This is a genomic window from Pseudomonas oplopanacis (assembly GCF_057128725.1).
In genome coordinates, this window is sequence record NZ_JBSKHV010000004.1 from 385,810 (window position 1) to 399,038 (window position 13,229).

Here is a 13,229-nt window from a genome sequence, read left to right on the forward strand (position 1 = left end):
ATTCCACAAGCCCCGGCGGGGCTGACGGGCGCAATGATACACCGCCCAACGGTTTTAAACGTTAAAAAATCGTGGCTGAAACAAGCGCTTGCAAGCCAAACCTGAGCGCCAACTTATCTCTTCCAATGCGACGACTCATTCTGAAAAGAAAACACACCGCCCTCAAAAAATGTAGCAGCTACCCTTGGTATCGACCGTCATGGAGGACGTCAAATGCCATCGATTGCGTACTATTTTTTGCTGACCGCCCTGCTCTGCCTGCCGCTCCGGCTACAGGCGGGAATTGTTCACCGCTGCGAGGCTGCCAACGGGCACGTCACCTTCACCACCTTGAGCTGCACGGACGAAGAGAGCCTCTCGCTGCAGGAAGTGCGCACGTTCACACCCGGCAGCACGACAGCACTCATGCCAGAAGCCAGGACTGGCGAAACATCAGGTATGAAAAACATCAGGAGAGAACCGACCATCGTAGGCCAGGCCGAAGACAAATGCGGAAATCTGATCAGCGCCAAGGAACGACGCGAAGCGATCATCAACCAACGAGTCGTCGCCGGCATGAGCCAGCAGGACGTCGAGAGCGCCCTTGGCAAGCCAGACAAGATCAGTATCAGGAATTCATCAACGAGTTACCGCTACGACGCCAAGCGAGGCCGTAGCGCACAGGTCGAGTTTGACGAGAAAGGATGTACCCGAGGAAAAGCCAAATCCCAGACAGCAAAAAGCCCGCGTTAGACGCAGGCTTTTTGGTGTTTGGTGCACTCGACAGGATTCGAACCTGTGACCGCTCGGTTCGTAGCCGAGTACTCTATCCAGCTGAGCTACGAGTGCATTTTGTGTTTTTAAACCAGACCACAACTGGCTGAAGCAAAGTCGCTCGCATTACTGCAAACAACTCTTAAATGGTGCACTCGACAGGATTCGAACCTGTGACCGCTCGGTTCGTAGCCGAGTACTCTATCCAGCTGAGCTACGAGTGCATTTGTTGCCGCGCATTATAGGCCGTCTAATCTCTATGTCAAACACTTTTTCTAGTAATTTCAACAACTTACCGAAGAAGCCAGATTACAACGTACTACGCAAATAATGGCGGAGAACGGGGGATTCGAACCCCCGACACCCTTTTGAGGTGTACTCCCTTAGCAGGGGAGCGCCTTCGGCCACTCGGCCAGCTCTCCGCAACACGGGGCGTATCTTAACCAACCTTTTCCCCGTTTGCAAACATAAAAAACGATAAAAATTAATGGCTTGGTTCTTCGTCCTTCTCTTTCTTTATACGCAGGTAAATTTCCTCACGGTGCACAGCAACCTCTTTCGGGGCGTTCACACCGATACGCACTTGATTTCCTTTGACGCCGAGCACGGTCACGGTGATTTCGCCATCACCAATAATCAGGCTTTCTGCGCACCGACGGGTCAGAATCAGCATACCTTTCTCCTAACGCATTTCATTTCAGGGACAACAGTCTGCAAAAAAAAGGCATTCGACCCACAACCGGAATGATCGCAGCCCTACATGCCTGAGTATTGACCAGCGCGAGCAAAAGAACAGTTTTAGGCCGCGCCATTCAAAAAAAGACAAAGGGCGCGGTCAGACCGCGCCCTTTGGCAAACGCATCACTCGCCCTGACGGGCCGGTGCGTCCAGTTCGAAAGCTGTGTGCAGAGCGCGCACAGCCAGTTCCAGGTACTTCTCTTCGATCACAACGGAGACTTTGATTTCCGATGTCGAGATCATCTGGATGTTGATGCTTTCTTTCGCCAGGGATTCGAACATGCGGCTGGCCACGCCTGCGTGGGAGCGCATGCCGACGCCGACGATCGATACCTTGGCAATCTTGGTATCGCCCACGACTTCACGGGCACCCAACTCACCAGCAGTTTTTTCCAGCACGGCTTGCGCCGCCTGGTAGTCGTTGCGGTGCACGGTGAAGGTGAAGTCGGTGGTGTTATCGTGCGCGACGTTCTGCACGATCATGTCGACTTCGATGTTCGCGGCACTGATCGGGCCGAGAATCTTGAAGGCAACGCCCGGGATGTCTGGCACGCCACGGATGGTCAGCTTGGCTTCATCGCGGTTGAATGCGATACCGGAAATGATCGGCTGTTCCATGGTTTCCTCTTCATCAATAGTAATGAGGGTGCCCGGACCCTCCTTGAAGCTGTGCAGTACGCGCAGCGGAACGTTGTACTTGCCGGCAAACTCGACCGCACGGATCTGCAGTACCTTGGAACCGAGGCTGGCCATTTCCAGCATCTCTTCGAAGGTAATCTTTTCCAGGCGCTGAGCCACGGACACCACACGCGGGTCGGTGGTGTAGACACCATCGACGTCGGTGTAGATCTGGCACTCATCAGCCTTCAAGGCTGCGGCCAGCGCCACGCCGGTGGTGTCGGAACCGCCACGACCGAGGGTGGTGATGTTGCCGTGCTCGTCGACGCCCTGGAAACCGGCGACAACCACTACGCGACCGGCCTTCAGATCACCACGAATCTTCTGGTCATCAATCTGCAAGATACGCGCTTTATTGTGCGCGCTATCGGTCAGAATCCGTACCTGATTACCGGTGTAGGACACCGCTGGCACGCCGCGCTTGATCAGCGCCATGGCCAACAGTGCAATCGTCACCTGCTCACCGGTGGAAACGATCACATCCAGCTCACGGGGAACCGGTTGGTCGTCGCCACTGATTTGCTTGGCCAGATCGATCAGACGGTTGGTTTCGCCGCTCATTGCAGACAGCACAACCACCAGGTCATCGCCAGCATCGCGGAATTTCTTAACCTTGTCGGCGACCTGCTCGATTCTCTCGACAGTGCCGACCGAGGTGCCTCCAAATTTCTGTACGATCAAAGCCATTTCAAAGCCGCCTCTGCCCATGAAGGGCGCCCAAATAATCACTCAAACAGCGTTCTGGCCCGCCACTAGACCGCGGGCCAGACACACTGCCTTATAAACCCTGCTCTACAAATGGAACGGTCAGGGCCAATGCTGCATCCAGAGCGCCGGCGTCTGTACCGCCGCCCTGCGCCATGTCTGGACGACCACCGCCCTTCCCGCCCACTGCCGCAGCGGCTTGCTTCATCAAATCACCGGCTTTGAGTTGGCCAGTCAGGTCTTTGGTTACGCCTGCAACCAGAACGACCTTTTCCTCATGGACACTGCCGAGCAGGATCACTGCGCGGCCGAGTTTGTTTTTCAGTTGATCGACCAGCGCCAGCAGCGCCTTGCCGTCCTGACCGTCCAGACGCACGGCCAGTACCTTCACGCCTTTGACGTCCAGGGCTGCGGCCGACAGATCGTCGCCCGCCGCGCTGGCAGCCTTGGCTTGCAACTGCTCGAGTTGCTTCTCCAGCAGACGGTTGCGCTCCAGCACAGCCGACAGCTTGTCGATCAGGTTGTCGCGGCTACCCTTGACCAGGTTGGCCGCTTCCTTGAGTTGTTCTTCAGCCGCGTTCAAGTAGGCCAGTGCCGCAGCGCCGGTGACGGCCTCGATACGACGCACACCCGATGCCACACCGCCTTCGCTGATGATTTTCAGCAGGCCGATGTCGCCGGTACGGTTGGCGTGGATACCGCCGCACAGTTCAACCGAGAAATCGCCGCCCATGCTCAGCACGCGCACGTTGTCGCCGTACTTCTCACCGAACAGCGCCATGGCGCCCTTCTTCTTGGCGGTCTCGATGTCGGTTTCTTCGGTTTCAACCGCGGAGTTCTTGCGGATCTCGGCGTTGACGATGTCTTCCAGTGCTTTCAACTGCTCAGGCTTGATGGCTTCGAAGTGGCTGAAGTCGAAGCGCAGGCGCTGACTGTCGACCAACGAACCCTTCTGCTGAACGTGATCGCCCAGCACCTGACGCAATGCGGCGTGCAGCAAGTGAGTCGCCGAGTGGTTCAGCGAAGTGGCGTGACGAACATCGGCGTCGACGTGAGTCTCTACCGGCGCACCGATGGTCAAGCTGCCCGATGCCAGCACACCGTGGTGCAGGAATGCGCCGCCGGTCTTGGTGGTATCGCGTACGTCGAAGCGGCTGTTGCCGGCTTGCAGATAACCACAGTCACCAATCTGGCCACCGGATTCAGCGTAGAAAGGCGTCTGGTTCAGAACCACCACGCCCTCTTCGCCTTGACTCAACACATCGACCGACTGGCCATCTTTATAGATAGCGACAATTTTCGCCGAACCGCTGGTGGCCTTGTAACCCGTAAATTCGGTCGCCACGTCAACCTTGACCAAGGTGTTGTAGTCCAGACCGAAGGAGCTGGCAGAACGGGCGCGAACCCGCTGGGCTTCCATTTCACGTTCGAAACCGACTTCGTCGACCGTCAGGTTGCGCTCGCGAGCGATGTCCGCAGTCAGGTCCATCGGGAAACCGTAAGTGTCGTACAGCTTGAACACCACATCGCCCGGCACCACGGTGCCTTTGAGTTCCAGCAGATCCTGTTCGAGAATCTTCAGGCCGTGTTCCAGGGTCTTGGAGAACTGCTCTTCCTCGGCCTTGAGCACGCGCTCGATGTTGCTCTGTTGCTTCTTCAGCTCAGGGAAGGCTTCGCCCATCTCGGCGACCAGCGCCGCGACGATCTTGTAGAAGAAGCTGCCGGTGGCGCCCAGTTTGTTACCGTGACGGCAGGCGCGGCGAATGATCCGGCGCAGTACATAACCGCGACCTTCATTGGACGGCAACACGCCATCAGCAATTAGGAAACCGCACGAACGAATGTGGTCGGAAACAACTTTCAGCGAAGACTGATCGCCATTTTCGCAGCCGATCGCATCGGCCGACGCGCTCAGCAGGTTCTTGAACAGGTCGATTTCGTAGTTGGAGTTTACGTGCTGCATTACCGCACTGATCCGCTCCAGGCCCATGCCGGTATCGACCGACGGCGCTGGCAACGGATGCAACACGCCATCGGCGGTGCGGTTGAACTGCATGAACACGTTGTTCCAGATCTCGATGTAACGGTCGCCGTCTTCTTCCGGCGAGCCCGGTGGGCCGCCCCAGATGTGATCGCCGTGATCGTAGAAAATCTCGGTGCATGGTCCACACGGGCCGGTATCGCCCATGGTCCAGAAGTTGTCGGAGGCGTAAGGCGCGCCTTTGTTGTCGCCGATGCGAATCATGCGCTCGACCGGCACACCGATTTCTTTGGTCCAGATGTCATACGCTTCGTCGTCCGAGGCATAGACGGTGACCCAGAGTTTTTCCTTCGGCAGCTTCAAAACGCCGGTCAGGAAAGTCCAGGCGAAGGTAATTGCGTCGTGCTTGAAATAGTCACCGAAGCTGAAGTTACCGAGCATTTCGAAGAATGTGTGGTGACGAGCGGTATAACCGACGTTTTCCAGGTCGCTGTTTTTGCCGCCAGCGCGTACGCATTTCTGGCTGCTGGTGGCGCGGGTGTACGCACGTTTTTCCTGGCCCAGGAAGCAGTCCTTGAACTGGTTCATCCCCGCGTTAGTGAACAGCAGGGTTGGGTCGTTGCCCGGAATCAAAGAGCTGGAGGCTACACGGGTGTGGCCTTGCTCTTCGAAGAAGCGAAGGAAGGCTTCACGGATTTCTGCGCTTTTCATTAGGTTCTTCCACGGAGGCTGCGGCCAAAGGCCTGTTCGAAACGTCAACAGACGAAGCGACGGCAAAGGGCCGCATTATATCGGCCCTGCGCGCGGGGTACAGCGTGTTTATACGATAGAAACAGTCAATTGGAGCGCTAACGCTATCACTTGCGCGAAAAGTCGACGAATGCCGCGACGACCTGCCCGATTTGCTCACGACTGACGTCCATGTGCGTGACCATACGCAGACGCCCTGCCGCGCTCAACTTGATCCCGCGTTCGGCGGCGAACGTCTTGATGGATTCGGCCTTGTCGCCCATCTGCACGTACACCATGTTGGTCTGCACCGGTTCGACGCCGTAACCCGCTGCGCGCAGGCCTTCGGCCAAGAGTTGCGCATTGGCGTGGTCGTCGGCCAGGCGCTGGACGTTGTTGTCCAGGGCATACAAGCCCGCCGCGGCCAGAATCCCGGCCTGACGCATGCCGCCGCCGACCATCTTGCGCAAACGACGCGCCTTGGCAATCAACTCGACCGAACCGCACAACACCGAACCGACCGGCGCGCCCAGGCCTTTGGACAGGCACACCGACACGGAATCGAAGTGCTGAGTGATTTCCCGGGCATCAACCCCCAGTTTGACCGCCGCGTTGTAGAGTCGCGCGCCATCCAGGTGCAGTTGCAAGCCCTGTTCACGGGTAAAGCTGCGGGCCCGCGCCAGATACTCCAGCGGCAGCACTTTGCCTTGCATGGTGTTCTCCAGCGCCAGCAACCGGGTGCGGGCGAAGTGGAAATCGTCCGGTTTGATCGCGGCGGCCACCTGAGCCAGGTCCATTGAGCCATCGGCCTGCAGCTCCAGCGGCTGCGGCTGAATCGAACCGAGCACCGCCGCGCCGCCACCTTCGTACTTATAGGTGTGTGCCTGTTGGCCGACGATGTATTCCTCGCCGCGCTCGCAATGCGCCATCAACCCCAGCAGGTTGCTCATGGTGCCTGTCGGCACAAACAGCGCTGCGGCGAACCCGAGTCGTTTTGCCAGCTCGGCCTCAAGAAGGTTGACCGTCGGATCCTCGCCATAAACGTCGTCACCGGTGGCCGCTGTGGCCATTGCGTCGAGCATCCCGGCGGAGGGTTGGGTGACGGTGTCGCTGCGAAGATCGATAACGCTCATGAATCTGGCCTCGGTAAGCAGGGAAAATCCCTTTCAGTCAGGAATTACTGCGGTCATGACCACGAATAATCAACCCTTGAGCCGCAAAAGACACCCCAAGCCAGCGAAAAAATCGATAGCAATCATCAGATAGCAGCGATGCGCGGGTCGAAAATATGTGTTAAAAACGCTGCGCTGCCAGACAATCTGACGGCAAAACGTTCTCAGGGCGGGGTGCAACTCCCCACCGGCGGTAATTGCGCGCAATGCGCATAGCCCGCGAGCGCTTGGCGACAGGCACGGCAATGGCCGTGCATGACGACAAGGTCAGCAGACCCGGTGTGATCCCGGGGCCGACGGTCATAGTCCGGATGAAGAGAGAACGGGATTGACGCCAAAGGGCCGTCCGTCGCATTCGTGCGAGCGTGCGCACCCTGAAATCCCATTCGATTCATATGCCCTGTTTTAACCATAAACAGGAGTCAGAACATGCAACCCACCGCAATCGATAGCAAAAGCAAAAACCATCAGGGCGAGCGCGTTGCGTTCATCCAGGCCTGCTGGCACAAGGAAATCGTCGATCAGAGCCGTAAAGGCTTCTTGAGCGAAATGATTGCCCAGGGTTATCAGGAATCGGACATCGATTTCTTCGAGGTCGGCGGCGCCTTTGAAATGCCCCTGCACGCCAAGCTGCTGGCCAAGACCGGCCGTTACGCCGGCATCGTCGCCGCAGCCCTCGTGGTTGATGGCGGGATCTACCGTCACGAGTTCGTCGCCCAGTCGGTGGTCAGTGGCCTGATGCAGGTGCAACTGGAAACCGAAGTGCCAGTGTTCTCGGTATCCCTGACCCCGCACCACTTCCATGCCGGTGAAGAGCACCAGAAGTTCTTCTTCGAGCATTTCCTGCACAAAGGCCAGGAAGCGGCGAAAACGTGCGCGGATACGCTGCACAAGATGCGTGCGTTGCGTCGCAGTGAGCCGCGTGCGATGGCTGTTTAATCCAAAATCCGATCTGGGTGAAGTCTCTGCCTTCACCCAAACCAACTGTGGGAGCGAGCCTGCTCGCGAAAGCGGTTTAACATTCAACGGTGATGTTGTTTGTTATGGCGCCTTCGCGAGCAGGCTCGCTCCCACATTTGTTTTGTGTTGTGGTCAGGCCAGGTTTTCGTCGGTGGTCGGTACGATCAGGATGCCGGCGCGCAAGCCATTCTTCACCTTGGGGTTCGGGAAGATAATCCGGGCGCCCTTCTCTTCGATGATCCAGCGGGTATTGGCGATGTCTTCCGCCAGCAGGTAACCCACGTCCAGCTCGGAAAAGTTCTCGATGTCCGCCGGCAGGTTCAAGCGGAAGCTGTCGCTGTGCTTGATGATTTCCCGCGCCACGCTGTACAGCTGCAAACCGTCCAGTGCCGCGTCGGTCAGTTCCGGCTCGGTGCCTTCGATGATCTGTTTCAGGCGGGTTTCCAACAGGGAAACGTTGACCCCGGCGTTCTGCCCGAACGGCCGCGCCTTGCCCAGCTCAAGGGTAAAGGACTCGGCGCCCAGCTTGTCGTAAGTGTAGGAACTGAAAACGATGGAGGGCTTGTTCTGCAACAGCACCGCTTCCATACCGGCAGCACGCAGGCGCGCCAGTTCCTGACGCGAATGCTGGCGACCTTCCTTCCACGGATACAAGGCGAACTGCTCGATTTTCGAGCCGCGAATCGCGGTATGCAGGTCGTAGTGCAGACGCTGGCGATCCGGCAGGCTGAAGAAACTCGCCGCCAGGCGCTCCAGCTCACAAGCGCGCAAGGCTTCGGAGCCGCTGCTTTGTTCATGACGGCCGTTGAACAGCCGATTGACGTCCTGCTCGACGAAGCGCTCGCCTTTACGTATCGCTTCCGGGTTGCCGAACAGGAACAGAATGCGTGCGCGTGGTTTCAAGTCGCCACGAGCGATGTCATGCAACAGGCGATCGAGCAACTCGATCGGCGCTGTTTCGTTGCCGTGGATACCGGCCGACAGCAGCAGGTCCAGGCCATTGTCGCGAGCCTCGGGTGGCCGGACTTCCAGCGCACCTTCGCTCAACCAGCGCATCCGCACGCCTTCGACAGTCAGTTGAGTCTTCTCCGCCGGTTCGCGGCCGGCGAGGGTCAGTTCAAGCAGTTTGCCGAGGGCGAGCATAGAGCGGTTTCCTTAGTGGTCGTGTGCGCAATCCGGGCCGTGCACGTGGTCTTCGTCGCCGACTTCAGCCGGTTCCATTTCCAGTTGCAGACTTACCAGATTAGTCGCCAATGGACGCAGCAGCAGGTTGGCGTATTCAGCGTCACCTTCTTCAACGTCCACGCCGATCAGCAGTTGGCCACGGCCATCGTGCTGGATCCACAGCTCTTTGCCTTGCCACATGACCGCGACGCGGGTGCAGGACGTTTCCAGTTGCGTGCCGTCGGTGTCTTCAAGGATCAGCTGCAGGGTATCGCTCATGTTCTTTACGCTCTCGTTTGAGACTTTCAATTGATCTGGAATGGATAAACCGCGCCCAGTTTAAGGATTTGCGTCAGTTCATCCAGTGCCGTCCGGCACTCAAGCAGCAATTGCGGGTCCGCGAGATCGTTTTCGGTCATGCGGTCGCGGTAGTGCTTGTCGACCCATTCGGTCAACGTGCCGTACAACGGTGCCGTCATGATAACCCCTGGGTTGACCGCCGCCAGTTCGGTTTCATTCAGTGCGACGCGCAGCCGCAGGCAAGCCGGGCCACCGCCGTTCTGCATGCTTTGCTTCAGATCGAAGACTTTGACTTCGCGGATCAGGCCGCCGGAGCTGGTCAGACCTTGCAGGTACTGCCAGACACGCTCATTGCCACGGCATTCTTCCGGCACGATCAACAGCATCGAACCGTCAGGACGCGACAGCAGCTGGCTGTTGAACAGGTAGGACCGAACGGCGTCTTCAACAGTGACCGCCGAACGCGGCACGCAGACCGACTGGAACTTGCCGCCGACTTTAGCGAGCTTGCTTTGCAGTTCGGCCAGCATCTGCTCGGTGTCGAGGAACGCGTCCTCGTGATAGAACAGCACCTCGCCGTTACCCACCGCGATCACGTCGTTGTGGAAAACGCCCTGATCGATCACCGACGGGTTCTGCTGCGCGTAGACCACACCGTCTTCGCTCAGGCCGTGCAGGCGGGCAACGGCCTGGGACGCTTCCAGCGTCTGGCGTGCCGGGTACTTCTGCGGGGCCGGGTAGCGGGTATCGAAAGCGCTGCGACCGAACACGAAAAACTCGACGCCGGCTTCACCGTATTCACGGCAGAAACGGGTGTGGTTGGCCGCGCCTTCGTCACCGAACTGCGCCACGGCCGGCAACGCGGCGTGGTGCGCAAAGTGCTTCTGATCAGCGAACATCGCGCCCAGCACGCGGCTGGTGGTCGGGTGTTCGATGCTGCGGTGGTATTTGCAGTTGAGGTTGGCGGCGGTGAAATGCACGCGGCCATCCGCAGTGTCGGCACTTGGGCTGACCGTGGCGGCGTTGGCCACCCACATGCTCGACGCCGAGCAACTGGCGACCAGCAATGGCATGGCGTCTTTAGCAGCTTGCTCGATCACTTGCGCGTCGGTGCCGCTGAAACCCAAACGGCGTAGTGCGGCCACGTCCGGGCGTTCCTGGGGCGCCAGCACACCTTGCTGAAAGCCCATTTCCATCAGCGCTTTCATTTTCGCCAGGCCTTGCAGCGCAGCTTCCTTCGGGTTCGAAGACTGCTGACTGTTGCTCTGGGACGCGACGTTGCCGTAGGACAGCCCGCCGTAGTTATGGGTCGGCCCCACTAGACCGTCAAAATTGACTTCATAGGATTTCATCAGCGAGGCTCCACGAGAATCTGTTGTTATAGGCTTCAGGTAACAATTCAGTCAGACCGAGGCGCGGCCTTCGCGAGCAGGCTCGCTCCCACAGGAAAATGCATTCCAATGTGGGAGCGAGCCTGCTCGCGAATGGGCGTTACGCCATCTTCACGCCAGGCGTGAGAGCGGCAGGCATGGTCAGGCTTGGGGTTTCCAGCGAGGCCACCGGGTACGCGCAGTAATCGGCTGCGTAGTAGGCGCTGGCGCGGTGGTTGCCCGAGGCGCCGACGCCGCCGAATGGCGCGCTGCTCGCGGCGCCGGTCAGCTGCTTGTTCCAGTTGACGATACCGGCGCGGCTTTCCAGCCAGAACTGCTGATAACGCGCTTCGGAATCCGACAGCAAACCCGCCGCCAGGCCATAGTCGGTGTCGTTGGCTTCAGCGATTGCCGCTTCGAAATCAGCGTAGCGGATCACCTGCAACAACGGGCCGAACAGCTCTTCGTCAGGACGATCAGCCACGGCCGTCACGTCGAGGATGCCCGGAGTCAGCAAAGCGGCTTGCGCCTGCGGCTGAGTCATTTCCAGCAACGCCACTGCGCCATTGGCCAGCAAATGTTCTTGCGCATCCATCAACGCTTTCGCAGCGCCAAGGGAAATGACCGACCCCATGAACGGTGCCGGCTGTTGATCAAATGCCCCGACTTCAATCGTCGCGCTGACCGCCACCAGACGCGCCAGCAATGTGTCGCCCCAGGCGCCCTGCGGCACCAGCAAGCGGCGTGCACAGGTGCAACGCTGACCGGCGGAAATGAAGGCCGACTGGATGATGGTGTAAACGGCAGCATCGAGATCGGCCACTTCGTCGACCACCAGCGGGTTGTTACCGCCCATTTCCAGCGCCAGTATCTTGTCCGGACGACCGGCAAATTGCTGATGCAGGTGGTTGCCAGTACGGCTGGAGCCAGTGAAGAACAAACCGTCGATGCCCGGGTTCGCCGCCAGGGCGATACCGGTTTCGCGGGCGCCTTGCAGCAGGTTCAACACGCCCGCTGGCAGACCGGCTTCGATCCAGCATTTAACCGTCAGCTCGGCGACTTTCGGCGTCAGCTCGCTTGGCTTGAACAACACGCTGTTACCGGCCAGCAGCGCCGGCACGATGTGACCGTTCGGCAAGTGGCCAGGGAAATTGTAAGGACCGAACACCGCCACCACGCCGTGCGGCTTGTGACGCAACACAGCGGTGGCGTCGCCCAGCGGGCCGCTCTTCTCGCCGGTACGTTCGCGGTAGCTCTGCACCGAAATCGCAATTTTGTTGACCATGCTGGTCACTTCGGTCGCCGATTCCCACAGCGGCTTGCCGGTTTCTTCACCGATGCAGCGCGCCAGTTCGTCAGCCTTGTTTTTCAGTGCGGCGGCAAAGGCCTCAAGCACGGTAATGCGTTCGTCCAGAGTGCGACGGGCCCAGCCCGGGAATGCCTGACGGGCGGCTTGCACGGCGGATTCAACCTGAGCCGCCGTGGCGCCTTCGCCGGACCACAGCACTTGCTGGGTCACCGGGTTCAGCGACTGGAAGGCTTCGCCCTGACCAGCCAGCCATTCACCTGCGATGTATAGCGAATTCATTATTTCGACTCCCGAGCAGCAGACAACGGTACGGCGCGCACTTGATCGCCGGCGTTGAGTTGAAGACGTTTGGCGGTCAGCGGATCGACCACCAGCGTGCCGGCGGCGAAGCGTGCTGGCGCGGCAGTGATCCGGCAGTCTTCGCGCTTGCGGTTGTGAATCAGGAACGGCGTGGCGTCGTCGCCCGGTGTGCCGATGGCCAGCACCAGCGCCTCGCTGTCACGCACCGCGCGGATCTTGCCGGTTTCGCACTCGACGGCCGGGCCGGCGTCGAAGATGTCGACGTAGCCCTGGTAGCTGAAACCTTCGCTCTTGAGCATGGCCAGCGCCGGCTCGGTGTCCGGATGGACCTTGCCGATGACGTTGCGCGCATCTGGCGACAGGAAGCAGGTGTACAGCGGAAACTTCGGCATCAGTTCGGCGATGAACGCCTTGTTGCCCACGCCGGTCAGGTAATCGGCCTGGCTGAATTCCATCTTGAAGAAGTGACGGCCCAGGCTTTCCCAGAACGGCGAACGCCCGGCTTCATCGGAGACACCGCGCATCTCGGCGATGATCTTGTTGCCGAACAGTTGCGGGAACTCGGCAATGAACAGCATCCGCGCCTTCGCCAGCATGCGGCCATTGAGGCCGGTGCGGAAATCGGCGTGCAGGAACAACGAGCACAGCTCGGAGTTGCCGGTCAGGTCATTGGCCAGGAACAGCGTCGGGATCTCGCGGTAGATGTTCAGCTCTTGCGAAGCGCTGACCGTCAGGCCGACCCGGAAGTTGTACCAAGGCTCACGCAGGCCGACCGCGCCGGCGATGGCGGAAATGCCCACCACGCGGCCCGTGTCGTCTTCGAGTACGAACAGGTAGTCCGCATCAGCGCGCCCGGCTTCGCCGCGAAAGGTCTTCTCGGCCCAGCCGACCCGATGGGCCAGACGTTCTTCGTTGGCCGGCAAGGTAGTCAGGCCGGTGCCGGTGCTGCGGGCCAGGTCGATCAGAGCGGGTAAATCGCTGCTGCGTACGGGACGAACGATCATGCTATCTCCTCAAACGGGCCGCTTGCGCCACCCGTGAAATTTCGCTGCTTTCCAGGTATTACTCGC

General features: G+C 59.3%; 11 protein-coding genes, 3 tRNA genes and 1 riboswitch. Of the genes, 2 read left to right on the forward strand and 12 right to left on the reverse strand.

Features of this window, described 5'->3' with window-relative positions; all coding sequences use genetic code 11:
• The first annotated feature begins 213 nt into the window (after positions 1-213).
• On the forward strand, positions 214-732 hold the full coding sequence (locus tag ACWKV5_RS12150) for a cell envelope protein SmpA (protein WP_483841437.1): 519 nt from the start codon (positions 214-216) through the stop codon (positions 730-732).
• Positions 733-751: 19 nt separating this feature from the next.
• Here the strand turns inward: ACWKV5_RS12150 and ACWKV5_RS12155 are convergent.
• The 7 genes from ACWKV5_RS12155 to ltaE all read right to left on the reverse strand — a co-directional run bounded on the left by ACWKV5_RS12155 (position 752) and on the right by ltaE (position 6,717).
• Positions 752-828: transfer RNA gene (locus tag ACWKV5_RS12155), tRNA-Arg, on the reverse strand.
• A 72-nt stretch (positions 829-900) separates the two neighbouring features.
• A tRNA-Arg gene (locus ACWKV5_RS12160) sits at positions 901-977 on the reverse strand.
• A gap of 107 nt (positions 978-1,084) precedes the next feature.
• A tRNA-Ser gene (locus ACWKV5_RS12165) sits at positions 1,085-1,175 on the reverse strand.
• Between the two features lie 62 nt (positions 1,176-1,237).
• The gene (csrA, locus tag ACWKV5_RS12170; protein WP_002554426.1) at positions 1,238-1,426 is read right to left on the reverse strand and encodes a carbon storage regulator CsrA; all 189 of its coding nucleotides are present in this window, start codon (positions 1,424-1,426) and stop codon (positions 1,238-1,240) included.
• Positions 1,427-1,614: 188 nt separating this feature from the next.
• Positions 1,615-2,856 (reverse strand): aspartate kinase, encoded by a 1,242-nt coding sequence (locus ACWKV5_RS12175; RefSeq protein ID WP_123432851.1) that lies wholly within the window; start codon positions 2,854-2,856, stop codon positions 1,615-1,617.
• 91 nt (positions 2,857-2,947) lie between these two features.
• Positions 2,948-5,566 carry an alanine--tRNA ligase gene (gene alaS, locus ACWKV5_RS12180; protein WP_483841438.1) on the reverse strand — a complete coding sequence of 873 codons (2,619 nt, stop codon included), beginning with the start codon at positions 5,564-5,566 and terminating at the stop codon, positions 2,948-2,950.
• A gap of 146 nt (positions 5,567-5,712) precedes the next feature.
• Positions 5,713-6,717 (reverse strand): low-specificity L-threonine aldolase, encoded by a 1,005-nt coding sequence (gene ltaE, locus ACWKV5_RS12185; protein ID WP_483841439.1) that lies wholly within the window; start codon positions 6,715-6,717, stop codon positions 5,713-5,715.
• Positions 6,718-6,912: 195 nt separating this feature from the next.
• Positions 6,913-7,084, forward strand: a riboswitch (FMN riboswitch).
• A 101-nt stretch (positions 7,085-7,185) separates the two neighbouring features.
• Between ltaE and ACWKV5_RS12190 the strand changes: the two genes are divergently transcribed.
• On the forward strand, positions 7,186-7,695 hold the full coding sequence (locus ACWKV5_RS12190; protein WP_483841440.1) for a 6,7-dimethyl-8-ribityllumazine synthase: 510 nt from the start codon (positions 7,186-7,188) through the stop codon (positions 7,693-7,695).
• A gap of 153 nt (positions 7,696-7,848) precedes the next feature.
• Here the strand turns inward: ACWKV5_RS12190 and astE are convergent, their stop codons facing one another.
• From astE to astA, 5 genes are all read right to left on the reverse strand, one after another.
• Positions 7,849-8,859, reverse strand: a complete 1,011-nt coding sequence (astE, locus tag ACWKV5_RS12195) for a succinylglutamate desuccinylase (protein ID WP_483841441.1) — start codon at positions 8,857-8,859, stop codon at positions 7,849-7,851.
• 12 nt (positions 8,860-8,871) lie between these two features.
• A complete protein-coding gene (locus tag ACWKV5_RS12200; RefSeq protein ID WP_046031534.1) occupies positions 8,872-9,159 on the reverse strand; it encodes a hypothetical protein in 288 nt (95 codons plus the stop codon).
• 26 nt (positions 9,160-9,185) lie between these two features.
• A complete protein-coding gene (gene astB / locus ACWKV5_RS12205; RefSeq protein ID WP_123432856.1) occupies positions 9,186-10,532 on the reverse strand; it encodes an N-succinylarginine dihydrolase in 1,347 nt (448 codons plus the stop codon).
• A gap of 139 nt (positions 10,533-10,671) precedes the next feature.
• The gene (gene astD / locus ACWKV5_RS12210; protein WP_483841463.1) at positions 10,672-12,141 is read right to left on the reverse strand and encodes a succinylglutamate-semialdehyde dehydrogenase; all 1,470 of its coding nucleotides are present in this window, start codon (positions 12,139-12,141) and stop codon (positions 10,672-10,674) included.
• Entirely contained in the window at positions 12,138-13,163 is a 1,026-nt protein-coding gene (gene astA, locus ACWKV5_RS12215; RefSeq protein ID WP_483841442.1) for an arginine N-succinyltransferase, read from the reverse strand. The genes astD and astA overlap by 4 nt, the downstream gene beginning before the upstream one ends.
• Positions 13,164-13,229: the final 66 nt, after the last annotated feature.

What these genes read in the sequence shown, in the direction of transcription:
- ACWKV5_RS12150 (WP_483841437.1), top strand. Translation starts at nt 214, where the DNA reads ATGCCATCGATTGCGTACTATTTTTTGCTGACCGCCCTGCTCTGCCTG.
- csrA (WP_002554426.1), bottom strand. Translation starts at nt 1,426, where the DNA reads ATGCTGATTCTGACCCGTCGGTGCGCAGAAAGCCTGATTATTGGTGAT.
- ACWKV5_RS12175 (WP_123432851.1), bottom strand. Translation starts at nt 2,856, where the DNA reads ATGGCTTTGATCGTACAGAAATTTGGAGGCACCTCGGTCGGCACTGTC.
- alaS (WP_483841438.1), bottom strand. Translation starts at nt 5,566, where the DNA reads ATGAAAAGCGCAGAAATCCGTGAAGCCTTCCTTCGCTTCTTCGAAGAG.
- ltaE (WP_483841439.1), bottom strand. Translation starts at nt 6,717, where the DNA reads ATGAGCGTTATCGATCTTCGCAGCGACACCGTCACCCAACCCTCCGCC.
- ACWKV5_RS12190 (WP_483841440.1), top strand. Translation starts at nt 7,186, where the DNA reads ATGCAACCCACCGCAATCGATAGCAAAAGCAAAAACCATCAGGGCGAG.
- astE (WP_483841441.1), bottom strand. Translation starts at nt 8,859, where the DNA reads ATGCTCGCCCTCGGCAAACTGCTTGAACTGACCCTCGCCGGCCGCGAA.
- ACWKV5_RS12200 (WP_046031534.1), bottom strand. Translation starts at nt 9,159, where the DNA reads ATGAGCGATACCCTGCAGCTGATCCTTGAAGACACCGACGGCACGCAA.
- astB (WP_123432856.1), bottom strand. Translation starts at nt 10,532, where the DNA reads ATGAAATCCTATGAAGTCAATTTTGACGGTCTAGTGGGGCCGACCCAT.
- astA (WP_483841442.1), bottom strand. Translation starts at nt 13,163, where the DNA reads ATGATCGTTCGTCCCGTACGCAGCAGCGATTTACCCGCTCTGATCGAC.